The organism is Ekhidna sp., assembly GCF_040220215.1.
In the GTDB taxonomy this organism is placed as follows: domain Bacteria; phylum Bacteroidota; class Bacteroidia; order Cytophagales; family Cyclobacteriaceae; genus Ekhidna.
Genome location: NZ_JAVJTR010000011.1, coordinates 501,454 through 526,890 on the forward strand (window position 1 = coordinate 501,454; position 25,437 = coordinate 526,890).

The window sequence follows — 25,437 nt, forward strand, 5'->3', positions numbered from 1 at the left end:
ATTCTAATTGAATCTATATTTATAATAAGAACATCATACTCAATTGATTTATTTGCCAAAGACTTTCTTAAATCGGAGATTTCACCAATTAATTCATGCTTATGATCATTCAAGCTATTAATTTCCTTGTACGATCTACTAGCACTCATAAAATAAATTATAGTGATAATAATTGAGTAGGTTATCAAAATAACCTTGAGTGTTCTTCCTTTCATAGTTGAAATTATTTCTCTCGCTAATGCAGTTTGCAACGAGTATTAATTATAATCATATAAAACAAAAAACCCTGGTCCATCCGGACCAGGGTTTCGAAAATTAGTTTCTATATGAGGAGGAAGTCTTATTTCTCCTCGTAAACTTTAATACCATTTCTTTCGATGATGTCCTTCTTAAGGATTTTGAAATCATCTACTTCAGGGTTCATTTTGATTGCTTCTTCGATAGCTGTCAAAGCATCTACAATCAATCCATTTTCTTCGTAGAAAGAAGCATAGATCACTTTGTTAAGCGGGCTGTCTTCATCCACTTCAGCTTTCAGGCTGCTAAGTCCTTCATCGTACTGAGATGGATTTTCAGGTCGCTTGATTGCAATATCTCCTGAAGTAACATCCTGGTTTTCCTTAGCTTTTACATTGATGATCCAAAGACCTTCTTCATTCTGCATTTGGCTGGAAGTGAAGTCAAGCTCGATAGCATTACCCATCACTTCTTCCTTCATTATTTCCTCGTCAAAAATGTTTTTAACAGTCACAATGAACGTATTTTCTTCCATTCCTTCCGGAGTATCCCAGTTTAAGATGGCATTGTCTCCAAGTACACTTGCATCCTCAGCAGGAATCAATACTTGAATTTGCTCGTCACCGGCCAAAGCTCTTGAAACCGCTCCCGTAGCATTCAATTTAGCCCGGTAGTTTGGCTCCTCTTTCTCATTCATCTTATTGGCTAAGAATTTAGCATATCTGCTTGATACGCTGGCAGATTTAGTATCTACCATTTTAGCTAAATCGGTTACTTTCTTAGTGCCCGGAGTTCTTACTTCCAGTGTCTTACCAGACTTGTGCATTAGTCCGATATAAGCGCCTTGAGATGCAATCAATTCATCACCATCGCTAAGGGTAGCTCCGGTTTTCAATGCGACTGCAGTAGTGGCACCATCTTTTTTTACTTGGTTCTGACCCTTATTGGCCAAAACTCTAAACGTGTATCCCTGACCATTGGCAAATCCAAAAGCAAAGACCAGCATTGTTGTGATAGCGATAGAAACAAACTTTCTCATAATAGTTCCAATTAATATTTGGTGTTTATAAAATTTATAATCTTGATACTTTAAATAATTCTTTTCTTCCTTCCCTGGATAGTGAATTTTTCACCACTCCATAGAATACTTCCAGACCATCGCCCGAAAGTGCTACTGCGAACAGTAGATATGTTAAATCCAATTTCATACTGAAGATATCCATGAAGTAAACCATCAGATAAATCAGCCCCACAAATTCAATTACCTGGATAATCTTTGTTATCCCATCATACCATTTTGGCAACTTCTTGTAAATCCACGAGAAGACCATGATATTCAAAAACAAACCTATGAAGCCTACTAATATTTTCTGCCAATCTTTCAGGTAAAAAATATAGTTTTCATTCATGATCATTGAGACAATATTTGCATGAATCACTCCTCCATACATATCCGGGAAAGCTCTTCCTATATACACCTCATTCAATGGAGTGAAAAATTTATCTTCAAAATTTTCCCTATCACCCAGATATTCACCTAGAAAACAAAAAATCACAACTTTACCTTCAATAATATCCGGTGTGTAATTACTTCCAAAGACATCTCCTACGTCCAGCGCATAATATTTATTCCCAAACTTTGTAGCTCCGTAATCAAGCACGTTACCCCGGTAATTAATTACTTCTACTTCGTTTCCTCTTTCAATAAATTTCTGAGCCTTTTCAGGTGCCACATAGGAGGCTAGTTTCACAGCAAATGCTTTATGAACAGAATCATCCGAAGTTGTTATAGTCGGGAAAAACTCCCTGCACATTTTCAAATCTTCCTGCACATCTGCATCTGTTATCAGATTAGCAAATGCGGGTTCAGCATTAAACGTAAACCATGGCCAAGACATATGGACTGAGTCAATTTCATCTGTACGTGGATTATACAAAACCTTTGTTACCATGACCAGGTTCTCTACCCTACTCAATGCATCCATCAACATCATATCCCCAAGAGTATCTTCTTTCGGATAATCAAAAAATGAATCCATTCCGATAACCGCCGGGTTATGCTGACTAATCGAATCGATCATCATCGCTATTCCAGCCCTTGACTCTAACCCTATATTCACTAGAACCACATTCTCATCTGCTATAGGATCGTCAAGCAATTGGGAGAAATAGATGTCCGTGAACTCCATATCCTCAAAAGCATCCCCAATTGGATCAAACATGTCAAAGACCTTGAAAGCTGCTACTGATCCTAAAAAGACCATTAAGCTTATAATAAAAAACGTTCCCAGGATTACATCCCGCCAGAATCTTCTAAACATTGTCTATTCGTTGGTGAGTTAGTTAGTTTCAGATTATATATGCAATTAAAACATTTATCACTAACGATCACAATTGCCATATTAGAAGAGTTCTATTTTTTCTTCAAATTACGCAATAAAAACTTACATAATCGTCCTATGGATTCAACTTTTCGGCGAACACCTGATATTCATCTACAAGACTTAATAGACGGCCTATTGAACGGAAACAGGGTTTTTCTAAGTAAGGCCATAACATTGGTGGAAAGTAAAAGATCTGATGATCGGAAGTTAAGTGCTGAGCTTATTGATCGAGTTATTGATTCAAATGAGGATAGTCTCCGCATAGGAATAACCGGTGTGCCCGGTGTTGGGAAGAGCACATTCATTGAATCTTTTGGAAAAATGCTGACAAGTCTGGGAAAAAAAGTCGCTGTACTTTCCGTTGACCCCAGCAGCAATCGTACAAAGGGGAGTATTCTTGGTGATAAGACCAGGATGGATGAACTCTCAAGAGATCCCAACGCCTTTATTCGTCCTTCTGCATCGGGATCAAGTTTGGGTGGTGTAGCGCATAGCACAAGAGAAACAATCTTGCTTTGTGAAGCTGCAGGATTTGATGTTATTATTATTGAAACAGTAGGCGTAGGACAAAGTGAAACTGTAGTGAAGGATATGGTTGATTATTTCCTCCTACTTATGCTGGCAGGTGGTGGTGATGAACTGCAAGGGATCAAAAGAGGCATTATGGAAATGGCAGATCATATACTCATCAATAAAGCAGATAAGGATAATCTAAAAGCTGCAAAGCAAGCCAAGGAAGATTACAAAAATGCTGTTCACCTTTTCCCTCCTAATGAAGCGGAATGGGTAGTTCCGGTCGGATTATGTTCAGCACTTGAGAAAACCGGAATAAAAGAATCGTGGGAGGAAATAGAAAAATATGTATCGAAAACTCGCTCCAATGGCTGGTTTAGTGAAAACAGAAAAAGACAAGCATTAAAATGGTTTCATGAACGTATCCATGCCCGGTTAGAAGATGACTTTTATTCGAAACCTGAAATAAAAGAAGAGATAAAAAAAAGGGAGAAGTTGATCTCCTCCCAGAAAATTTCCGTGCGTAAAGCTGTGGATGAGCTATTTAATTAAACTGGTATTTGATACCAATTCGATAATTTCTTTCCATTGAATTGAATCCATAAATAGCTTGATATTGCTCATCAAGAATATTATTGATACTTCCCGAAAAAGTAAAGTTCTGATACCTGTATGAGGCAACTAAATCCAACAAATCGAAAGCTTTTAACTCTGCTTCTTCTACAGTAAAGGTGGTATTATCAAAATACTGTTGCCTACGGTCTCCCGTGTGGAGGTAATTCAATGAAATGTTTAATCCTTTGAGCGATTGATATCCTAAAGAAGCACCATACTTATGGGATGGAATTCTGTAAAGTCTGGAATCATCCAGCCTTCTGACAAACGCGTAGTTTGCAGATAAGTCAAACTTCTCTGAAAGGTCATATTGACCATTAAGCTCGATTCCATCTGTTTCAATCATTTCGCCTGCATTCTCATATTGATCCGTGAAAATGATTAGGTTTTCATCCTTTCGATAGAAATACACTGCCTCCATTTGAATGCCTCCCTGCCGAACTGATATTCCTCCCTCCGTAGATTGAGATTCTTCAGGTTTCAATTCTGTATTAGCTCCAAAGGGGCCAAACAATTGATAAAGAGATGGGGCAATAAAGGATGTTGAGTACGAACTGAAAATCTTAATCTCTGTACCATCAGCATCGATCCGGTAAGATGGGTTTACATTCCAGACAAAGTTGTTTCCATATTCGCTGTGGTTATTAAGTCTTGCTCCCACCTGAAAATTGAAGTCTGATTGATCGAAAATCAATGAAACATAGGGATCAATCATGGTAAAGTCAGTTTTATCAAAGTTTGGCTGACTGTATGCTAGCTTTTGGTAATTTATTCCTCCAATTAACTTAAAATTTTCATTCAGATTTTGATCAATCACTATATCTGCCTGCTCATTTGTTGCATCATATTCATCAACAGATCGTGCGTTGGGATCAAAAAAGTCAGGTGAATTAAACAAACGATCCAGTTTGGTGATGAAAAAGTCACCTTTAAGATTTCCATTTTCCCATTTATAGGTCGTAGAAAGACCGACTCGAATTTGCTGATATTCCGAAAAATTATCTCCATCCGTAAATTGTCCCTGATCATAATCTGTTTCAAAGTCATCCAGAGCGCCTGTAAAACCTAAGGAGAGGGATTCTGAAAAATCATATCCCAACTTTCCTAAAAAATTATACCCCTCAAACCCATCATCATCAAAATTACCGGTACCCGATTCATCTCTGGCTGTTGAGAAACCATCAGATTTTTGATAACCGCCATTAAAAACATAATTTATTTTATTCTCTCGTCCGGTGACATTGAGGTTGGATTTTATTGTATTAAAACTACCATACTCAAACCCTATAGTTCCCTGAACTCCTTCCTGAGAAGACTCTTTCAGCTTGATGCTAATTACTCCTGCCGCCGCACCTGTACCATAAAGAGTACTCAACCCACCCTTCAATACTTCAATGGACTCAACCTGATCCAAATCCAATAATCGAAAATCATACGTTTGATCAATACCTGACGGGTCATTGAAGGGAACCCCATCGATGAGCACAAGCGTACCCTTACTGGAAGCTCCACGAACAAAATAGCCGATATTTGTTCCCATAGGTCCAAAGTTGCCATCCATCTGAACACCGGGCACTTCATTGAGCAGGTCAGCAACCGTCCCTGCTCCACTGGATTCAATGTCCTTTCTGGTGATTTTATAAATGGATTTACCTGATTTTTCAACAGGAATTTCTGATTTGGTGCCTGTAATCACCACCTCATCCAATCGGACGGTCTTGAGGGAGTCCTGTGCCTTGACAGTCCATCCCGTGCATAATAATGCAATAATTAATTGTGTTGTTCTCATAGTTGTTTGGTTACTATGAGCCTCGTAGAAAGAATGGAGTTAACCCCTTCCTCTGCCTTCACCCGAAGCTTAGATTATTTCTTATGACCGTGGCAGGTCTCCTGGCTTGTCTGGTTTTGGCTTCCTTCCCATCCCAACCAATTGTCGGAACAGTGGATTTTGTCGCCAAAACATTCTACAGACTTACAGTTGCGGGGACAGCTCTTGATTTTAACAAGATTCCCATTTTAATTCTGATCCGCCAGCTGGCGGATCAGAAACCATAGTCGAACACAAAACTAAAGAACATAACCTGCTGATGGGCTACTTTTGAGCTATGATTAGACGCATTCTCGGAATAATAATTGTTTTGGGTAGTTGTTCTGCCCCGGAAAAAGGTGATTCTTCTGATAAAACAACGAATGAGGTGAAATACGCCAGTGGTTTCCACTTTGAAACTACGAATAACCAAAACTATCTGGTGATTGACGAGCCTTGGCCAAAAGCGACCAAACCCATTAAATATCTCCTATCGGACAACCCAAAGCGGATTGTTTGTACTTCTACCTCACATCTTCCTTACTTTGAAATGCTCAATGCGGAAGACCTTGTCATCGGTTTTCCCAACCTAAATTATATAAGCTCTGAAATATTTATTAAACGAGCTGAGGATGGATTACTCACAGATCTTGGACCCGATGGAAGCATCAATATGGAACTACTTCTTGGTATAAACCCGGATGCAGTTATAGCTTTCGATATGGGAGGTGAATCGCTGACCCTTGATAAAATAGAGGAGTCCGGGATCCCTGTCTACTACAATTCTGACTTTCTGGAACAATCTCCTTTAGGCCGGGCTGAATGGATAAAATTCTTTGGTGCCCTCATTGGTAAAGAAAAACAGGCCGATTCCATCTTTTCTTCCATTGAATCAGAATACATGAGAGTCAAGGAACTTGCAGAAACGGCAAAAGACCGACCTTCTATTTTGAGTGGTGTAGTCTACGGTGATACCTGGTTTTTACCCGGTGGAAATAATTGGGCGGCTACTTTTTTTAATAATGCTGGTGGTGAATATCTGTGGGATAATGACTCTACTTCCGGATGGCTGGAGCTAAGCTTCGAATCAGTCTATGAAAAGGCAAATGAGGCAGACATGTGGATTGGTACTTCCACTTTAAATTCCATGGATGAAATGTTAGGTCAGGATGACCGATATAGCTCATTCAAAGCTTTTGAAGATGGTGAAGTGTTTAATTACAATAAGAAAATTGGCCCGAATGGTGGATATGATTTCTTCGAATCTGGCTATTCCAGACCTGATTTAGTACTTTCCGACCTGATTAAGATTTTGCACCCTGAGTTACTCCCTGAGTACGAAACGGTATACTTTCAAAAGCTGAAATGATTGAAGCACAACTTGACGAGTCAAGAAAAAAGTGGAGAGTAATATTCATCATTCTTACACTAACTCTGATTTTCTGTTTCCTCCTAAGTATCTCTCTTGGATCCGTTGATATCTCTTTAGGTTATATTTTCCAATACTTTCTTGGCACTCCTGAGAATGAAGTATGGTCAAACATTATTCGGAATTTTCGAATTCCAAAAGCACTCACCTCCATGTTGGCAGGTAGTGCCCTGGCAATAAGCGGGTTACAGATGCAAACGCTTTTCAGGAATCCATTGGCTGGTCCGTTTATTCTCGGGATCAGCTCAGGAGCAGGATTAGGAGTTGCACTTGTGATTTTCCTTGGGGTTTGGCTTGGTGGCTTTATTGGTATGACGGGGATTGGCAGGAGTTGGTTATTGGTTGGTGCTTCAGGTATCGGATCCTTTTTAGTACTCTTTGTAGTGCTGATTGCTTCTTTTAGAATCCGATCCGGAGTTTCACTGCTCATTATTGGATTGATGTTCGGATCAGCTATGAGCGCTTTAGTAAGCATTCTACAATACTTCAGTCAGGCTGAAAACATTCAGGCCTATGTCATCTGGTCTTTTGGCAGTTTAGGAAGTCTTTCCTGGTCAGAGCTATCCATAATGGGACCTGTAATCCTTTTTGCACTGGCCTTATCATTTCTGCTTTCCAAGCCACTTAACGCATTATTGCTTGGTGAAAATTATGCCGAATCACTTGGGCTAAACCTAAAACAGGCACGGATGCTTATCATTATCAACACCAGCTTACTGGCTGGAACAGTGACTGCCTTCTGTGGCCCAATTGCTTTCATTGGTTTGGCTGTGCCACACATTGCAAGGATGCTATTCAATACAGGAAACCACCTCCTACTCACGCCATTGGTAATTTTATTAGGAGGTATTTTACTTCTTATTTTTGACATCATCGCACAGCTACCCGGTTTACAGGAAACACTCCCAATCAATGCCGTGACTTCTCTTTTCGGTGCACCTTTTGTCATTTGGTTGATTCTTAGAAAGTCTAACCTTAATTACCGATTCTGATGGAGCTGCTCAAAATAGATCAATTGAGTATTGGGTATGGGCATGAAAAAATTCTGGCCAAGAACATCAACCTGTCCGTTGAGAAAGGGGATTTGGTGGCCTTAGTAGGTCAGAATGGTGTAGGTAAATCAACACTCATCCGTACAATCTGTGGACTTCAACCTGCTATTGGGGGGCACACGTTCCTTGATGGAACCAATGTCAAAGAACTTACCCCAAAAACCATTGCCCAAAAAGTGAGTGTAGTGCTTACCGGCAAACCCGACTCGTTAAACCTTTCTGTCTTAGAGCTCATTGCCCTGGGACGTCACCCGTATTCCGGATGGTTGGGGAGTTTAAAGAAAGATGACAAGGAAAAAATTGATGAATCCATTTCTCAAATGGAGATCAATTATTTAGTGAAGAAACGACTGTATGAATTGAGCGACGGTCAGCTTCAAAAAGTAATGATTGCCAGAGCATTGGCACAGGACACTGACCTGATAATATTGGATGAACCAACTTCACACCTTGATTTAAAAAATAAAATTGAGGTTTTACATCTACTGAAGAAAATAGCTGAAGCCGGAAAAGGAGTATTAATCTCCTCTCATGAGATTCAGTTATCAGCTCAAGTTTGCGATCAGTTCTGGTGCATGGATTTTGGTAAAGAAATGTTGGTAGGAAACCCAAAGGAACTTATCAAATCAGGTGTATTGCAGGATTATTTACACATTCCTCGGGAGATTCTAACATAAAAAAAGGGGATCCGGGAGGATCCCCATTATATGGATGGGATAATCGTAACCTAACCTAACCGAATAGAAACGTGCCTTTGCACGCTAACCCACCCATTTCACCTAATCACCAATAGTTGGTACGTAAATAACTGAAATAAGATCAGGAAGGTTTAAAGAATTTTTTGTCAACCCATTGACAAACGCTCATGTATCTGGTTAACTTGAATGATCAAGCATTTTTAATCAGCGTATTATTGATCTTTAAATTCACTCAATGCAAAAAATTGTCATCATTGGAAATGGAGTTGCAGGAATAACTGCCGCCCGGCATATTCGGAAATTATCAGATGATCAAATCACGGTAATATCAGGTGAGACAGACCATTTCTTTTCCAGAACGGCACTCATGTATATCTACATGGGTCACATGAAATATGAGCACACCAAGCCTTATGAGGATTGGTTTTGGGAGAAGAATAAGATCGACCTGAAAAGAGCCTGGGTGAAATCGATTGACTTTGAAAAAAAGACTCTGCAGTTTGATGGTGGTAACTCCATGGAATATGATAAGCTTATTCTGGCCACAGGGAGCCAGTCTAACATGTTCGGGTGGCCCGGGCAGGACTTGAAAGGTGTTCAGGGGCTCTATTCATATCAGGATTTGGAATTGATGGAAGAAAACACCCAAAATATTGAAAGGGCAGTGATTATTGGTGGCGGGTTGATTGGCGTTGAAATGGCCGAAATGCTCCATTCCAGACATATTCCTGTTACTTATCTCATCCGTGAAAAACATTTTTGGGACAATATGCTTCCTCAGGAAGAAGCAACCTTAATCGACAAACATCTCTTCAAGCAAGGGATAGATCTGAGACAAGAAACAGAGCTGGAGGAGATTTTAGATGATGGCCATGGAAGGGTAAAGGGTGTAAAAACCAAGTCCGGTGATATCATTGATTGTCAGTTTGTCGGTCTCACCGTAGGTGTTCATCCAAATATCAAACTGGTAAAAAATTCAAAAGTGGAAACCGACAGGGGCATTTTAGTCGATGAATATTTACAGACGAATATTCCAGATGTATATGCTGTTGGTGATTGTGTTCAGCTCAAAAATCCTCCTCCACATAGAAGAGCAATCGAGGCAGTGTGGTATGCCGGCCGTATGATGGGGGAAACCGTTGCGAATACAGTAACTGGGAATGAAACGGAATATAAGCCGGGTATCTGGTTCAACTCTGCCAAATTCTTTGATATCGAGTATCAGAATTATGGCATTGTACCGCCACAGTGTCCGGATGGTTCAGGCTCGTTTTACTGGGAGTGTGATGATGGGGAAAAGTGCATAAAGATTATCTATAAAAAAGAGACGCTCGAGGTTCAAGGTGTGAACCTTTTTGGTGTTAGAAACAGACATGAGGTATGGGACAAATGGCTAAAGGAGAAGCGAACGCTGGATTATATCATTGCTAATCTTCCGAAAGCCAATTTTGACCCGGAGTTTTTTAAACATTGGGAAGGCGAGATTCAGGAGAAATTCAATACTGAGTTTCCTGACAAGAAAGTGGGCGTGAGGAAGAAGGGAATGTTAGAGAAAATACTTGGTTGAGATTTTAACCGCAGAGATAACTGAGAGTTGCACGGAGCAAACAGAGATAAAGTTAAAACCACAGAGAGAACTGAGATATGAACAGAGAAAACGGAGAGTTATGAAATTGAGCATAAATCCTCCCCCTACCCCCTCCAAAGGGGGATATTGAATCAATGCGTGGTTAAATAAAAAGATTATGAAAGCAATCAGATATACAGGACTTATACTATTTCTCTTTTCATTGGGATTGTTCCTGGGAAGTTTTTTTATGTCGACCCTTACTCTGACGGAGGAAACTTTTAACTCTATTGTTAAAAGTGAGCATCAGGAATCCCTTAGACCAGCACTTTCGGAAGTGTTTGGAAACAAATACTCCACCAGCATTCCATTAGTTAAGGAAATCAACAATGTAGTAGAGGAAATTAACACTCAAGCCAGAGCTAATCAGGAATGGGATAAGGTCATTTATGATGATTACGCCGGGTCACTGGCTAGAGCATCGGCTGAAGGATTGGTTCCGAATAATAAAGTGCTATTTTTTATCCTGATCTATGTTGTGGGAGCCATCGGGGCATTGATGTTCATCCTGCCTCAAGTGAAATTAAACGGCCCTCCCGGGATTAAAAACAATCATATTTTCCATCATGCACTCAACAATAAAGGTTGGATGGGAATCCTTACAGGCGCATTGTTAATCGGCTTTTATATCCTTCTTTACTTCTTTCCTGCGTACATCACCAACTGGATCATTATTGTTGATCCATTACAAAAACTGATAAACCCATCAGCCACTTCAAGTCAATGGTTTCTTTATGGCTTCCTTTACACGTTCGCTGTGCTAGTGATGGGCGTTCGGATGCTTATTAAGTATCGACACAGCAAATACCAGATTTTCAGAACTACCTCTGTGATGTTTTTCCAGCTGGCCTTCGCTTTCCTGATTCCGGAAATTTTGGTTCGCTTGAATCAGCCCTACTTCGACTTCAAAAACATGTGGCCACTCGATTATGATTTCTTCGATGCATGGCACATCAATACGCTTACATCAGCTGGCGGGATAGGACTTTTCATGTTTGTATGGGGAATCACGCTTTTTGTGGTAGGCGTTCCCGTGTTTGTTTATTTCTTCGGCAAGCGTTGGTATTGTAGCTGGGTGTGCGGCTGTGGAGGATTGGCTGAAACTGCCGGTGATCCATTCAGGCAGCTATCTGATAAATCTTTAAAAGCATGGCAAATTGAGCGCTATCTCGTACATGCTGTCCTTGTTTTTGCGGTGATTATGACAATCGGTGTGCTCTATACATTCATTACAGGAAGCAACACCATCATGGGATTGGATACCTATACCTATTTACGAAAGCCTTATGGATTTGCTATTGGCTCCATTTTCTCAGGTGTGGTTGGAACCGGATTTTACCCGTTGATGGGCAATCGTGTGTGGTGCCGATTTGGTTGTCCACTTGCTGCGTACCTCGGATTGGTACAGCGATTCAAATCAAAATTCAGAATCACTACCAATGGTGGTCAATGCATTTCCTGTGGCAATTGCTCCACCTACTGCGAAATGGGTATAGATGTAAGATGGTACGCTCAAAGAGGCCAAAACATCATTCGCTCTTCATGTGTGGGCTGTGGAGTTTGCTCCTCGGTTTGTCCGCGAGGCGTCCTTAACCTCGAAAACAGAGACGAAGATGGGCGGTTTAATCAACCAATTTTACTGGGTAACGATAGTTTTACCGTAAGTAAATAATTATGAAACTGATAATTCTTTTGGTACTTGTAATTCTGGCTGGTTGTGTTGGTCAGGATATTGTGATAGATGAAGTATCTCCGGAGGTACGAATTACCAATGCTATTTCGAATATGGAAATAAACACCACCTGGCAGTTTGAATACATGTTTTTAGATAATGTTGGATCAGAAATTACACCTGATGAAATGACCTGGTCCACCTCTGATGCTGACATTGCCATCGTTGATCAGGACGGATTGGCTACATCGCTCGACTATGGGAATGTGGAGCTCACACTTTCAGCTGTGATAAATGAACAAGCGGTTGATACCACAATCATGTTTGAAGTATCGGATAATCCGACCATGCTATCACAGAATACACGTAGCGGCGAAATTGCCACCACAAGCAGCTACGAATTAAAAGGAGATTTTGAAATATCAATGGATGGAAATGACCTGATCATTCAATTCTCTTCAAACTACGTTGCTGATCAGGGGCTACCAGGGCTATATGTATATCTCACAAACAACCCCAATACACCATCGGGTGGATATGAAATAGGTGCCGTTGAAGTTTTTTCCGGAGCGCATCAGTATCGGATTCCTGACACAGACCTATTTGACTATGATTACCTATTCTACTATTGCAAACCATTTAAAGTAAAAGTTGGCCATGGAGATATTGACTAAACTCAGACAGACATTTCTGCTAATCTTACTTGTTACTCCTTTTATACTACGTGCCGGTGGCGGATGGCCAAAGGAAAAAGGAACTGCTTACTACAAAGTATCACAGTGGTGGGTGGTAGCAGCCAAGCATTACACCAGCAATGGTGGCATTGATCCAAACGCTACAACGGGCATTTTCAATTCTTCCTTTTATGGAGAATATGGAATTACCGACAGGGTCACGGGGATCGTTTACTTTCCATTTTTCAGCAGAACATTTAGAAATGAACAAGTCTCCGGAACGACCGGAATGGTCACCTCTCCAGGCGAGTCTGTAAACTCTATAGGTGATACAGATATCGCTGTTAAATATGGCATCAGTAAACCGGGCAGCAAATTCGCTTTTGCCGGAACTTTTCTCTTAGGATTGCCACTAGGTAAAAATGATGGTGGTAGTGATGGCTCGCTTCAAACCGGAGACGGTGAATTCAACCAGATGTTGAGGTTTGACCTGAGTCGCTCATTTTCAATAGGCAGTGTGAATGCCTATGGAAATATATATGCCGCATTCAATAACCGAACTAAAAACTTTTCTGACGAATTCAGAACAGGAGGTGAAGTAGGTGCTTCTTTCCTAAAAAGTAAGCTCTGGACCATCCTAAGGCTGGATGCAGTAGAGTCGCTTCAAAACGGCCTGAGTTCTGCGGAAGGAAGCAGCGGAACGACCATTTTTGCCAACAACACAGAGTTTGTTGCTTACACCTATGAAGTTGCTTATTACGCAACTGAAAAGCTTGGTTTCTCTGCTTCATACGGTGGTGCTTTTAGTGCCAGATTGATTTTGGCAGCTCCATCCTATTCTGTAGGAGTGTTTCTTGACTTGAAATAACTCAATTCGGGTTGAGAATATTGAATCAAACACGTCGAAACACCCCTGTAGTCCCCTCAAGGGGACATTGAAGCGTCTAACCAAACCTGCGTGACATTAAAATAACTGTCCATTTAATGACTACCTTCTCGTCTTAATCAAAAAAGCATGGGACAAAAAGGAGATATACATACCAATGAAGCTCAATTAACCGCTGACCTACTGCTGGAGAAGTTAAGCTCGCTCAATGGGATTACTTCCAAAAAAATGTTTGGTGGACACGGCATTTTCCATAATGGAAAGATGTTTGGTATGGTCGATTCAAATGGGAATTGTGCATTAAAAGCGGATGGAGCGTTAGAAAAAGAGTACCAAAATATGGGTGGTCAAAAACATGGAAAGATGCCATACTACACCATCCCTGATAACATCTTTAGCTCAGAGGAATTTATTAGCTGGGTTAAAAAGTCAATTGCCATAGCCTAAAGCTTAATTCATGGGTAATTCTTATGTTGCAGTATGCTATATGAGAAGTTTGTCCCATCTGATTCATTAAAGAACCTGGTCAAGGAATATTGGATTTTTGAAAATGACAATCCTGAAATAGTAACTCAAAAAATCATTCCGGATGGATATAGTGAAATCATCATCCATTATGGAGACCCGTATAGAATCAATCTCCAGGGGAAATGGGAAGTTCAGTCCTCAATGCTTTTTTCTAACCAGATTAGTAAATACTTCTTTCTTGAAAACACCGGAAAATCCGGCATTATAGGCATCAAACTTCACCCTGCTGCATTTTATGAACTTTTTGAAAAAGACATTTCAACATTTACCGACCGGGTTGTTCCCCTTGAAGGTTTGATTGGGAGTAAAGTTTTGCACCTGAAGAAAATTCAGGCTAAAGGACTTGCTGTAAAGGACAAAGTAAGTATTGCAGAATCATGGTTAGCTTCTTTTTTGCACGAGCTTAAAACTCAGTCGAGAGTGAGACAAAGTCTTCAAAAGATTTTCGAAACTCATGGCATGACCGACATGGATGGCATTGCAAATGAAATCCAAATCAGCACCCGTCAACTAGAACGTCAGTTTAAAAAAGTCATTGGGCTTACCCCGAAGTTTTACAGTAGGATTGTACGGTTCAACTACATTTTTGAAGTGATGAAAGATCAAAACGATTCCTGGATCAGGACCGCACTGCAATCGGGTTACTTTGATCAATCTCATTTTATTAAAAACTTCAAAGAATTTACTGGTGAAGAACCCTCCTCCTACGGTTTTGATGAAATGAATCTGGCTAATTTTTTTCTGAAGAAATGATTCTTTGCTATCTCTCGACGGAATGCTTGATGGTGACAACACCATCAAAGGCTGAGAAGTAAGTGTTTTAATGGTTTGTGTGCATAGCACGTGTCCCGAAACGCTGAGCTATACACTATGTTGTGCTCAGTTTTATTCTTTTTAAATTTTCCTCAATTAATTCAAATACCCTGTGCTTTGGGTCAATTGTTCCTGAAAAGCAGTGTTTTGCTTTAGAAAAATATTTTTTGGCATCTTGTTCCTTATTAATCGCAGAACATAATAGTCCTAAATGATAGTTGAAATTCCCTTGAGCTTCTTTGTTATCAAAATAATCAGAAATCTTTCTGTTCATCACTTTGAAAAAATCATCAATCTTATTGTACTCAGAAAATAAGTCAATGATGTCAAGGCAAACAGTTGGATTAGTTGGATCCAACTGGCAAAAATCGTCAATTACTTGATTCAATTCAGCTTCTGATCTATTGGTTAAAAGATATAAATCAATTTTACCCTTCATTGCTCCATACGATGAGTTTAAGAGTTTCATACTTTCATTGTATTTGTTTTCTGCCTCTTCAAATCTTTCAAGTTGTTTCAAAATATTTCCTTGTCCGATATAGATTTCAGCTTTTGTAACTATATCCTCTGTTTGTTCCATTTGACGTTCTAGAGCACTCAAGTTGCTTTTTAGAACACTTTCAACATTAACTTGGAAGGGGAGAACTTTTGAAATTATATGCTCTAATTTTTTTATATTCTTTTCTTTAAGTTCTTCTGGCGTAAATAACACACAGAAGAAGATGAATTCCTCGAACTCTACAAATCCAGTAAATTCTGGTGTTGGATATGAGTCAAATTCAATAAGTCGTAGAAGAGTATTCGCATCCTTTCGTTTAATAGTCTTTTGATAGCTGATTTTTGCATCAGGCATATTATGCAAGGTGTCTGATTCGTGCATCTTGCAAAATGTATCTAAATCATTTATTTCATCAGTTTTACTAAAGATCTTCACGTACATCCATTCCTTGTTTTTTCCCGCTTCTTCTAAAGTCAACCCCCTTTGGTATAGAGTAGCTAAAAAACCATCTCGTCGCGTTGCATCTATTACCCAACCAAATGGACTAGGCATAACAACTCCATGTTTGCCACTATAAGGAAGAGCTCCAAATCCTTGAAATTGTTTTAGTTCTTCAAAATTCAAGATGTCTAATTCTATGCGACTTGGATCATTATGAGCTCTCATAATGGCTGCCTTGGAATACCCTTTTTGAGTTATAAGTAGTCCTTTGTCTACACTAACATCCTGCATCATTCCGATAAAACACTCAACTTCTTTTACGTCAATGTTTTCCGAGAAATATTTACCATCAACCATAATTCGAATTCTGTCACCTGCGACATAGTCTTCGATCAATACGTCTATCTGCCGGTCAATTTTTGAGTATCTCCCAGGCAAAGTAGTGTTATGCGTTATTTCAGCATCAGGGTACATTTCCTGAAACTGTTGATGTATTTCTTTCTCGTAATCTCTCCAGTTCATTTCTTAATTTTATCCTTTGTTGTTGTCTCCAACGAACCGTATTTCTAAACTAATTGATTTTAATAAATTCTTTTCAGCTTTCATTTGATGTGGGTTTGTTAGCTCAAATCGCACGTCTATCGATGGCAACACCACAGAGTCGGAAATCACTAAAACTTGTCTTTCCGACCTCAGGAGAAATATTTACTTGTAAGACTTTATTAAAGTAAGCTCATATAAGATTTCTATAGCCCAATAGATATTTCATTTTCATTCAATATGACAAGTTTTAAAGTGCATATGTGTCGGTTTTTTACAATATCCGTAACTCTACCACTACTATCATTGCTTTAAAAAAGATGAAAACAATATCACTAATTCTGATCGCATTTTGTGGCACTCATATAGGTTTTAGTCAATCGCTGAAAGACTTCAAATGGCTGGAAGGAAAATGGGAGCGCCACAATGTAAAACCCGGAACCACTGCTTTCGAAGTATGGGAGAAAACGAAGGATGGATATGAAGGCATTGGAGTTTCTATGAAAGGGTCTGACACTACTTTTGTGGAAAAACTGAAGATTGAAGAAAAGGAAGGAAGCATTTATTATGTGGCTGACGTAAGTAGCAACGCAGCACCCACTTATTTTAAGATCACTTCCTACTCTAAATCAGGATTTGTAAGTGAAAATCCCGAACATGATTTCCCAAAAAAGATTGAGTACATGCTGGAAGGAGACAGAATGACGGCCATCATCTCTGCTGGTGAGCAAAAGATGGGATTTGTGTTTGAGAAAATGAAGTAGGCTAATGTCTTGGAAACAACACGATTGAACTTATTATAAACCTACCTTTGCGCCTCACTAAAGGAGCGTCCATTGAGTAAACCAGACATTCGCGTAATTATCCCGGCATTTAACGAACAAAATGCAGTAGGTCTGGTCATCGATGAAATTCCTAAAGATTGGGTCTCTGAGGTCATCGTAGTGGACAATGGCTCTACGGATGACACCTTTGAACAGGCTAAATCAAGGGGCGCTACAGCACTCAAAGAACCCACCCGTGGCTATGGTAATGCCTGCCTCAAAGGCATGAAACACATTGCCGAATCCGAAACTCAACCTGAAATTGTTGTATTCCTTGATGGAGATCATTCAGACTACCCGGAACAGATGGTTGATTTGGTAAAACCTATTATTGCCAATGAAGCCGATATGGTGATTGGTTCCAGAGCTTTGGGACAAAAAGAAAAAGGTAGCATGACGCCTCAGCAGGTTTTTGGCAACTGGCTGGCCACCACACTTATTAAAATTTTTTATCGTAAGAAATACACTGATCTGGGGCCATTCAGAGCTATCCGATATGAAAGCCTCTTGACAATTGATATGAAAGATCGCACCTATGGATGGACTGTAGAGATGCAATTAAAAGCAGCTAAGCTAAATTTGCGAACGAAAGATGTGGCAGTGAATTATCGACAGAGGATCGGCGTTTCGAAGGTTAGTGGAACGATAAAAGGAACATTGGGTGCAGGGTATAAAATCATCTATACAATTTTTAAATATTTATAAAAGGTGGAGTGGTTAGTCATCGTACTATATGGGGTCACATTGTTGATCATTTGCCTTTTTAGTTTAGGCCAGTTCAATCTTACCTGGCATTATTTACAGGCAAAGAAGCAGAAAGAGGAATTGTTTGAAGAGCTTTCTGAGTATCCTGTGGTCACCATACAACTACCTGTTTTTAATGAGCGGTATGTGGTTGAGCGTCTAATAGATGCTGTGATGAAAATCCAATACCCGAAAGACAGGCTAGAGGTTCAGATTCTGGATGACTCAACGGATGAGACCGTCGGAATTATAGCTGAAAAAGTCAGTGAATACCTGGCGGATGGCTGGGATATCAAGCAAATCAGACGTCCTGAACGAGTTGGATTTAAGGCCGGTGCATTGGCCTATGGCCTGGAGAAAGCCAAAGGTGAATTCATCGCCATCTTCGATGCGGATTTCGTTCCCAATCCACAATTTTTGATGCGCACACTTTCGAAATTCAAAAACGAAAAAGTGGGCATGATACAGACCAAATGGAGTCACCTGAATACAGACTATGGCTCGCTGACAAAAATTCAGGCCTTCTGGTTGGATGCTCATTTCACGGTAGAACAAAAGGGTCGGGAGCATGCAGGAAGCTTCATTAACTTTAATGGGACAGCTGGCGTATGGCGAAAAGCTTGTATTCAGGATGCCGGAGGATGGCAATACGATACAATCACCGAAGATTTAGACCTTAGTTACCGTGCGCAATTGAAAGGATGGAAGTTTGTTTATCGGGAAGAAATTGAATCCCCCGCAGAACTTCCGGTTTTGATCCCGGCTGTGAAGTCACAGCAATATCGCTGGAACAAAGGTGCCGCGGAAACAGCACGTAAAACATTGGGCAAAGTGCTCACATCTAACATTGGCTGGAATCACAAAATCAGAGCGGTATTTCATTTACTAAACAGCTCCGTATTTCTATTGCTTTTAATAGCTGCGGTACTAAGCATACCTATGCTTTACATCAAGGAATACAACCCGGATCTGGCTCTCGTTTTTGATCTGGGAAGCATTTTCATCATTGGATTTCTCGCGATGGGATTCTTTTACTGGGTAGCTGCAAAAGCCACACATCCGGAATACACCTTTCGCTATTTCATCAAAAATTTTCCGATTTTTTTGGCCTTCTCTATGGGGATGGCGCTTCACAACTCCATTGCGGTTGTTGAGGGATACCTTGGTATCAAAACACCCTTTGTTCGAACTCCAAAATTCAATGTGCGATCCAAAGGAGACTCCTGGAAAGGCAATCAATACCTAAGCAAGGTGCTAACTCCAGTCACCTTCATGGAAGGCCTGCTTTCCATTTATTTCATTTACGGAATCTTTTCAGGATTCAAACTTGAAGATTACGGACTCATGCTTTTTCATGGCATGCTGGCGATAGGTTTTGCCTATGTTTTTATCTTGTCGGTGAAACCGATGAACAATGCCTAGGCAGCACAATACAGGTTATTATACTTTTTTAGCAATATTCCTATTGACCATTTTCTCGATTGGTAACTGGATAGAACGGCATCATACCCTCCCCCTTTTATTGGCCTATTCAAGTGCATTTTTAGGATACATATTTCTGCAATTGAAAAATGAGAATTCAAATCTCCTTCTGGGCACAGGGATACTGATTCGGGTTTTACTATTTCTTAGCCTGCCTTCTCTTTCCGATGATTTGTACCGTTTCATTTGGGATGGAACGCTGCTGAAAAATGGCATCCATCCTTTCAGTGAATTACCGGGATATTACCTGAATCAAAACATTCCTGGATTAGATCAGGAGCTATTCAATAAGCTTAATTCTCAAAACTACTTCACCATCTACCCTCCGCTCAATCAGTTCATTTTTTGGCTGAGCATCACTGTTACAGATTCTGATTGGCTCGTTTCAGCGAATATTATTCGCCTATTTCTTTTCGCAGCTGATTTTGGGTCTTTCTATTTCCTGAAGAAACTGCTTATACACTATAAAAAACCTCAGAAGTTGGCTTTTTGGTATTGGCTGAATCCCCTGATCATATTGGAATTCACTGGCAATCTTCACTTTGAAGGACTCGTGATCTTCTTTTTACTGGCAGGGATTTACTTCTATGAAAAAAACAAGAATTGGCTCTCAGCAACAGGACTTGGACTGGCAATTGGCACTAAACTTCTTCCACTGATTTATTTACCATTTCTTTTTCTAAAAGGACTCAGCGAAAAAAAATGGATCATTTCAATCATGGCTGGAATCATGGGGTTGGCAACCCTTCTTCCGCTTCTAAATGAAACCTTTATTCAGGCAATGAGTCAAAGCCTGGACCTCTATTTCAGATCTTTTGAATTCAATGCAAGTATTTACTTCATTGCAAGAGAAGTAGGTTATTGTATTTATGGATATAATAATATCGCATTGATCGGACCTACTCTTTCAATCATTTCTTTTCTATCCATCCTTTCTATTTCAGCAATTGCCTACTTTAAGAAATGGAGTATCCCAAAATCCTTCCTGTTCGTATTGACAGTCTATTTGCTCTTCGCCACAACAGTACATCCATGGTACATTTTACCGCTTATTGCATTCGGACTGTTATCGGGCTATTGGTATCCAATTGTTTGGTCATTCCTGATCTTTTTAACTTATGATGGCTACACTAAAAATGGTTTTGAACTACCTATGTACATCGTTGTTGTGGAGTATCTCGTAGTTATGATCGTGATCCTGTTGGAATTACGTTTTCACAGTAATGATTAAATTTATCATATGAATCCTGAAATGAAACTTGATCTCATCAGCAAGATTGCGCAAAGCAATGATTCGCTATTATTAGAGGAGATTAAGAAGCTACTCGAGTTAACTGACTCAGATAAAATTTATCAATTGTCCGATTCGCAATTAGAAAGCCTCAAAGCAGCGGAAAACGATATCAAATACGGGAATGTTATTGATCATGAAGAGGTAAAAACAATGACTTCAGAATGGTTAAAGAAGTAGTCTGGACGCAGACAGCTTATTCTCAAAAGATTGAAGTTTATGAGTACTGGAATAAAAAGAATGGATCTTCTTCGTTTAGTGAGAAACTTGAGAAAACGATCAATGATGCGATAGATCTAATTAAAAAATTTCCACAGCTTGGTGTAAAAACGCAGTTGAAAAATGTTCGGATTAAAATTATCAAAAACTACTTGTTGATTTACCGTGTTTCTGAAGACACCTTATTCATTTTGCTCTTCTGGGATTCCAGACAAAATCCTAAGGATCTTGATCGATTAATTAAGCTTTATCAATGAAAAAACTGATTCCACCCTTCATCCTGCTACTCATTTCCACTATTACATCATGTGGTCAGAAAACCTTTGATGAGAAAATGGAAAGTCTGTACAAAAAGACTGTTCCACTGATCAAGGCAGATTCATTAAAACCTAAACTGGCTGGAGTTGTTATTCTGGATACCCGGTCAGAAGAGGAATATCAGGTGAGCCATATAAACGGAGCTCGTTTTGTCGATTATGACAATTTTGAAGTGGGGCAGGTAAGTAACATTTCGAAGGATACAGAAGTGATTGTTTACTGCTCAGTGGGATATCGAAGTGAGCGAGTGGGTGAAAAATTGCAAAAGGCCGGATATACCAATGTGAAAAACTTGTACGGTGGTATTTTTGGTTGGAAAAATGAAGGATTTGAAGTGGTTGGGATGAACAATTTGCCCACCGATAGTGTACATGTATACAATCGACTGTGGGGAAAGTGGCTATTTAAAGGAACTAAAGTTTATTAAAAGAGAGTATTAGAAATGAGTGACAGTCTGTTAATGATTTTTGTGAAGAATCTGATTCCCGGAATGGTGAAAACGCGCCTGGCGGAGGATATCGGTATTGATAAAGCACTTGATGTTTACCATGAGTTGGTGCATCACACCCACAAAATCACAAAGAAAATTGAGGTAGACAAAGCAGTTTACTATTCCGAATATGTTGAGATAGAAGATATCTGGGACAATGGAGATTTTAAGCTTACCTCCCAAAAAGGTTTTAAACTCGGGGAGAAAATGTCTAACGCTTTTGACGAGGCATTTGACTCTTACAATAAGGTTATTATAATCGGAAGTGACTGCTATGATCTATCGTCCAAACACATCAAATTAGCTTTTGAAATGCTGGAAGAAAATGACTTGGTTGTCGGTCCGGCGAAAGACGGTGGCTACTATCTACTTGGCATGAATGAGTATCTTCCTCAGCTATTTCAAGATAAAGAATACAGCACTGATTCTGTCCTAAACGAACTGCTTGAAGAAGCGGAAGAAATGGAACTTTCTGTTTACAAGCTCCCAACACTCAACGATATTGATACGCTGGCAGACCTAAAAGAAACGGATATCGACTGGGAAAATCTGGGTGCTGACGCAGAAGTCGATGATGAAGGAGAGGCTTATTAAGCCCTCCTAATCACCTATTCGTACCTCAGTGAATCTATGGGGTTAGCACCAGATGCTTTCCATACTTTAGCTCCTATCGAGGCTAAAGCAATGATTATAGATACAAATCCGCCCAAAATATAAATCCACCAAGATATTTCCGTTTGATAAGCAAAATCCTCCATCCACTTGCTGATTACATAATATGAAATAGGCGTAGATACTACAAATGCGATTACAATGAGAAGAATAAATTCTTTTGACAGGATAGTGCCAATCTGCATGATAGAAGCTCCCAATACTTTACGAATTCCCAGTTCTTTCGATTTTTGAACAATCGTGAAAGATATCAGTCCAAACAATCCCAGGCAGGATATCAAAATTGCAACTCCTGTAGCTGTAGAAGCTAATTTTGAAGCTCTTCTTTCAGTTTCGTAAAAACGCTCAACTGTCTCATCCATAAAGTAAACTGTCAAAGGGTTATCGGGATATACCTCTCTCCATTTATCGGTAAGCTTATCTATGGTTTGTTCAATTTGATCCCCTTTCACCTTCAATGCAATACACCTTAACTCCTCCCGATACTGGTATAGCATTGGCTCAATTGGATGATGAAGTGAACGGAAATGAAAATCCTCCACCACACCAACAGCTGTATGTTTCTTGTTGCTATATTCAAAAGTAGCCCCTACTGCCTCTCTGGGGTCATCAAATCCCAGATCACGCATGAATGTTTCATTGATCAGCAATTCAGGTAAAGTGTCATTGGGCAAGAGGTTTCTTCCAGCTAACAACTTGATATCATAAAACCTTAAATAGGTAGTATCTCCTGTTTTTTGATGAGCGCTTGTTACTACTTCACCTTTCTCAGATTGATACTTTACTGTTGAGGTAGAATATCCGTTTTGAACCGGTGGGGTACTTTGCAATGCATAGTCCATCACCTCAGGCATCTCATCAAGATGATTTTTAATCAGTTCAGATTTATTGTATGACTCATAGTAGGGTGTGTAGAAATAAATGATCCCGTCTTCCTTGAACCCTAAATCCTTGTCCAACATAAAGGATATCTGCCAACCAATTGCCAGGGTTCCTACAATCAGGAGCTGAGAAAATAGGAATTGAAATAAAATCAGTGTTTTTCGAATTAAAGAGCCTCCGGGATTATTAGAACTTGCACCTGGTCTCAATGCTCGCACAGGCCTGAATGAAGAAATAACCCATGATGGATAAATCCCTGCGATCAATCCTACCAGAAAAGTCAACAGGGCCAGTACCATCCAAAAAAATGGATTTCCATAATCAAGCGCCACTCCTTCAGGCAAAAACTCTTCGAAATAGACGAATCCATAATGTGCAATGGGGATCGCTAACACAACGGCAAAAAGAGAGATTAAAATGCTTTCAGTAAGAAACCTTCCTACCAATTGACTTCTCGGGCTACCCAGCACTTTTCGCACCCCAACTTCCTTGGATTTTGATGTTGACTGGGCAGTCTCCAGATTCACAAAGTTGAAAATAGCAATGAGAAGAATTGCCAGGGCCACCACACTCAAAACGGTAAGTGTTGGCATATGAGCCGGTTTCCTGCCATTATCAAAAATTCCTATTTCAGGACTGAAGTGCACCTCAGAAAGTGGCTGCATTTGATAGCTCTGCACCCAATCCAAATCCTCGCTCTGCTCAGCCACATACTTATCCAAATCTTCCAGTTGAAGCATCACATCTGCCTCGCTTGTGTTTTTATTCAATCTCACCCAGAGTTGAGAAGAGCTATTCGTATTACCCGTCTCATCATTTCCAAACCTTTCTTTCAGCCATGATTTATCAATCGTAGCATGAGAAATAAAATCTGTGAATTCAAAGTCAGTATTGTAATCGGGCATTTTCACGATCCCGGAAACTGTTAAATTCAATGAGTCCTGATAGATCAAATCACGACCGATCATATCCAACCAGCTAATTTTTCCGAAATATTTTTGGGCTTGCTCACTGGTAAGGACAACTTTGAATGGTTCATCCAAGGATTCCTCCGGAGACCCAACCAGCCATTCATACTGATCAATGACTTTAAAGTATGAGGGAGCTGCTATTATAAAACCTCCTTGCCCATCAAATTCTTTTTTCTTTCCTGAGGGTTCTATTAAATCAACCTGAGCCCAAAATGTATGAATATAAGCGACCTCATCCAGTCCGGTAAAGGTCTCTTCAACATAAGGTCCGATGGGGACTGCCACCCCTTTATTAAGCGAAGTAAACGATCCGGTAAATGAGGTGTAAATTCTGTACACTTTTTCCTTCTCCGGTATCTGAGTGTTGAAACTCAATTCAAAACTCACTATACTCAAAATGGCTAGAAAGGCTCCCACTCCTATGGCCAGTCCAAGCACATTAATTGCAGCGGTCGATTTGTTTTTAAGCAGGTTTCTCCATGCAATCACGAGGTTGTGTCTCAGAAAAGTAAGTGATGTGTTTGCTTTGTTGTTTTTCATTTTAGTCCTTTTTAGTGCGAATGATCTGAAACTTCGAATGACGATCCACCAATAAAATAATTTCGCAAAACGAGCTCCCTTCTCTCGTATATGTTCATTGTAAACCTCATAAAGATCTCCTTCCAATTCTTCTAACCGATCGTCAGAACAGTAAAACCTGAATAGCTTCAGCGGTAACTTCGGTGGCTGATGGATACTCATGCTAAACTTTCAAATGCAATTTTGGGGATTTGATTTCTCATCCGGTTCCGCAATTCATTGGCAGTTTCCAGGGAGACTTTTCCTGCCTTCGAAATAGTGAAAATACGCTTCCGCTTGCCTCCTCTTTCACTTGACATTTCGCCCATTCTGGAATTTAGTAATCCTTTTTCCTCTAACCGATAAACAGCGGCATGCACCGAACTGATACTGACTTTTCGATCCGTTTGTTTGTTCAATTCCTGCTGAATAGCAACACTATAGGCATTGTCATACAATATTCCTACGGTTAGCAATACCAGTTCTTCAAACTCTCCCAGGTTAGTTCCCTTCATTTTTTGAAATATTAATTTCGTAAATGTAAGTATTATACTAAAAAAGAAAAGGAAGG

24 protein-coding genes and 1 riboswitch are annotated in these 25,437 nt (G+C 39.9%); of the genes, 18 read left to right on the plus strand and 6 right to left on the minus strand.

Annotated features, from left to right (window positions below; translation table 11 throughout):
* Positions 1-340: 340 nt before the first annotated feature.
* Together RIC88_RS06645 and RIC88_RS06650 are read right to left on the minus strand one after the other, a co-directional pair.
* On the minus strand, positions 341-1,276 hold the full coding sequence (locus tag RIC88_RS06645) for a hypothetical protein (RefSeq protein WP_350216732.1): 936 nt from the start codon (positions 1,274-1,276) through the stop codon (positions 341-343).
* A 34-nt stretch (positions 1,277-1,310) separates the two neighbouring features.
* Positions 1,311-2,558 carry a CHASE2 domain-containing protein gene (locus RIC88_RS06650; protein ID WP_350216733.1) on the minus strand — a complete coding sequence of 416 codons (1,248 nt, stop codon included), beginning with the start codon at positions 2,556-2,558 and terminating at the stop codon, positions 1,311-1,313.
* Between the two features lie 138 nt (positions 2,559-2,696).
* On the opposite strand from RIC88_RS06650, the gene meaB reads away from it, so the two are divergent.
* Entirely contained in the window at positions 2,697-3,686 is a 990-nt protein-coding gene (gene meaB, locus RIC88_RS06655) for a methylmalonyl Co-A mutase-associated GTPase MeaB (RefSeq protein ID WP_350216734.1), read from the plus strand.
* On the opposite strand, the gene RIC88_RS06660 is transcribed toward meaB, so the two are convergent.
* Positions 3,679-5,538: a TonB-dependent receptor plug domain-containing protein gene (locus RIC88_RS06660; RefSeq protein WP_350216735.1), complete on the minus strand. Its 1,860-nt coding sequence runs from the start codon at positions 5,536-5,538 to the stop codon at positions 3,679-3,681. The two genes, meaB and RIC88_RS06660, sit on opposite strands and share 8 nt — an antisense overlap.
* A gap of 74 nt (positions 5,539-5,612) precedes the next feature.
* Positions 5,613-5,818: riboswitch (cobalamin riboswitch) on the minus strand.
* A gap of 36 nt (positions 5,819-5,854) precedes the next feature.
* On the opposite strand from RIC88_RS06660, the gene RIC88_RS06665 reads away from it, so the two are divergent.
* From RIC88_RS06665 to RIC88_RS06705, 9 genes are all read left to right on the plus strand, one after another.
* On the plus strand, positions 5,855-6,925 hold the full coding sequence (locus RIC88_RS06665) for an ABC transporter substrate-binding protein (protein ID WP_350216736.1): 1,071 nt from the start codon (positions 5,855-5,857) through the stop codon (positions 6,923-6,925).
* A complete protein-coding gene (locus tag RIC88_RS06670) occupies positions 6,922-7,977 on the plus strand; it encodes an iron chelate uptake ABC transporter family permease subunit (protein WP_350216737.1) in 1,056 nt (351 codons plus the stop codon). The genes RIC88_RS06665 and RIC88_RS06670 overlap by 4 nt, the downstream gene beginning before the upstream one ends.
* On the plus strand, positions 7,977-8,714 hold the full coding sequence (locus RIC88_RS06675) for an ABC transporter ATP-binding protein (RefSeq protein WP_350216738.1): 738 nt from the start codon (positions 7,977-7,979) through the stop codon (positions 8,712-8,714). Before RIC88_RS06670 ends, RIC88_RS06675 begins: the two co-directional genes overlap by 1 nt.
* Positions 8,715-8,970: 256 nt before the next feature.
* Positions 8,971-10,302 (plus strand): NAD(P)/FAD-dependent oxidoreductase, encoded by a 1,332-nt coding sequence (locus tag RIC88_RS06680; protein ID WP_350216739.1) that lies wholly within the window; start codon positions 8,971-8,973, stop codon positions 10,300-10,302.
* A gap of 178 nt (positions 10,303-10,480) precedes the next feature.
* The gene (locus tag RIC88_RS06685; RefSeq protein ID WP_350216740.1) at positions 10,481-12,034 is read left to right on the plus strand and encodes a 4Fe-4S binding protein; all 1,554 of its coding nucleotides are present in this window, start codon (positions 10,481-10,483) and stop codon (positions 12,032-12,034) included.
* Between the two features lie 2 nt (positions 12,035-12,036).
* Positions 12,037-12,708: a DM13 domain-containing protein gene (locus RIC88_RS06690; RefSeq protein WP_350216741.1), complete on the plus strand. Its 672-nt coding sequence runs from the start codon at positions 12,037-12,039 to the stop codon at positions 12,706-12,708.
* Positions 12,692-13,576 (plus strand): hypothetical protein, encoded by an 885-nt coding sequence (locus RIC88_RS06695; protein WP_350216742.1) that lies wholly within the window; start codon positions 12,692-12,694, stop codon positions 13,574-13,576. Before RIC88_RS06690 ends, RIC88_RS06695 begins: the two co-directional genes overlap by 17 nt.
* A gap of 147 nt (positions 13,577-13,723) precedes the next feature.
* Positions 13,724-14,041, plus strand: a complete 318-nt coding sequence (locus tag RIC88_RS06700) for a TfoX/Sxy family protein (RefSeq protein ID WP_350216743.1) — start codon at positions 13,724-13,726, stop codon at positions 14,039-14,041.
* A 33-nt stretch (positions 14,042-14,074) separates the two neighbouring features.
* Positions 14,075-14,875, plus strand: a complete 801-nt coding sequence (locus RIC88_RS06705) for a DUF6597 domain-containing transcriptional factor (RefSeq protein WP_350216744.1) — start codon at positions 14,075-14,077, stop codon at positions 14,873-14,875.
* A 115-nt stretch (positions 14,876-14,990) separates the two neighbouring features.
* Here RIC88_RS06705 and RIC88_RS06710 read toward each other — a convergent pair whose 3' ends face one another.
* Complete coding sequence (locus tag RIC88_RS06710) at positions 14,991-16,397, minus strand: restriction endonuclease (RefSeq protein ID WP_350216745.1); 1,407 nt, start codon at positions 16,395-16,397, stop codon at positions 14,991-14,993.
* Positions 16,398-16,735: 338 nt separating this feature from the next.
* Between RIC88_RS06710 and RIC88_RS06715 the strand changes: the two genes are divergently transcribed.
* The 8 genes from RIC88_RS06715 (at position 16,736) to RIC88_RS06750 (ending at position 22,377) form a co-directional block, all read left to right on the plus strand.
* Positions 16,736-17,179, plus strand: a complete 444-nt coding sequence (locus RIC88_RS06715; RefSeq protein WP_350216746.1) for a DUF6265 family protein — start codon at positions 16,736-16,738, stop codon at positions 17,177-17,179.
* A gap of 72 nt (positions 17,180-17,251) precedes the next feature.
* Positions 17,252-17,944: a glycosyltransferase family 2 protein gene (locus tag RIC88_RS06720; protein WP_350216747.1), complete on the plus strand. Its 693-nt coding sequence runs from the start codon at positions 17,252-17,254 to the stop codon at positions 17,942-17,944.
* Between the two features lie 3 nt (positions 17,945-17,947).
* Positions 17,948-19,405, plus strand: a complete 1,458-nt coding sequence (locus tag RIC88_RS06725) for a cellulose synthase family protein (protein WP_350216748.1) — start codon at positions 17,948-17,950, stop codon at positions 19,403-19,405.
* Complete coding sequence (locus tag RIC88_RS06730) at positions 19,398-20,696, plus strand: MptA/MptB family glycosyltransferase (protein ID WP_350216749.1); 1,299 nt, start codon at positions 19,398-19,400, stop codon at positions 20,694-20,696. The genes RIC88_RS06725 and RIC88_RS06730 overlap by 8 nt, the downstream gene beginning before the upstream one ends.
* Before the next feature lie 21 nt (positions 20,697-20,717).
* Positions 20,718-20,936 (plus strand): hypothetical protein, encoded by a 219-nt coding sequence (locus RIC88_RS06735; protein WP_350216750.1) that lies wholly within the window; start codon positions 20,718-20,720, stop codon positions 20,934-20,936.
* Entirely contained in the window at positions 20,921-21,232 is a 312-nt protein-coding gene (locus RIC88_RS06740) for a type II toxin-antitoxin system RelE/ParE family toxin (RefSeq protein ID WP_350216751.1), read from the plus strand. The genes RIC88_RS06735 and RIC88_RS06740 overlap by 16 nt, the downstream gene beginning before the upstream one ends.
* A complete protein-coding gene (locus RIC88_RS06745) occupies positions 21,229-21,720 on the plus strand; it encodes a rhodanese-like domain-containing protein (protein WP_350216753.1) in 492 nt (163 codons plus the stop codon). Before RIC88_RS06740 ends, RIC88_RS06745 begins: the two co-directional genes overlap by 4 nt.
* A gap of 15 nt (positions 21,721-21,735) precedes the next feature.
* Positions 21,736-22,377, plus strand: coding sequence for a TIGR04282 family arsenosugar biosynthesis glycosyltransferase (locus RIC88_RS06750; protein ID WP_350216754.1), 642 nt, complete (start codon positions 21,736-21,738; stop codon positions 22,375-22,377).
* Between the two features lie 14 nt (positions 22,378-22,391).
* Here RIC88_RS06750 and RIC88_RS06755 read toward each other — a convergent pair whose 3' ends face one another.
* Both RIC88_RS06755 and RIC88_RS06760 read right to left on the minus strand, forming a co-directional pair.
* Positions 22,392-25,049 (minus strand): ABC transporter permease, encoded by a 2,658-nt coding sequence (locus tag RIC88_RS06755; RefSeq protein WP_350216756.1) that lies wholly within the window; start codon positions 25,047-25,049, stop codon positions 22,392-22,394.
* Positions 25,046-25,381, minus strand: a complete 336-nt coding sequence (locus tag RIC88_RS06760; RefSeq protein WP_350216757.1) for a PadR family transcriptional regulator — start codon at positions 25,379-25,381, stop codon at positions 25,046-25,048. The genes RIC88_RS06755 and RIC88_RS06760 overlap by 4 nt, the downstream gene beginning before the upstream one ends.
* Positions 25,382-25,437: the final 56 nt, after the last annotated feature.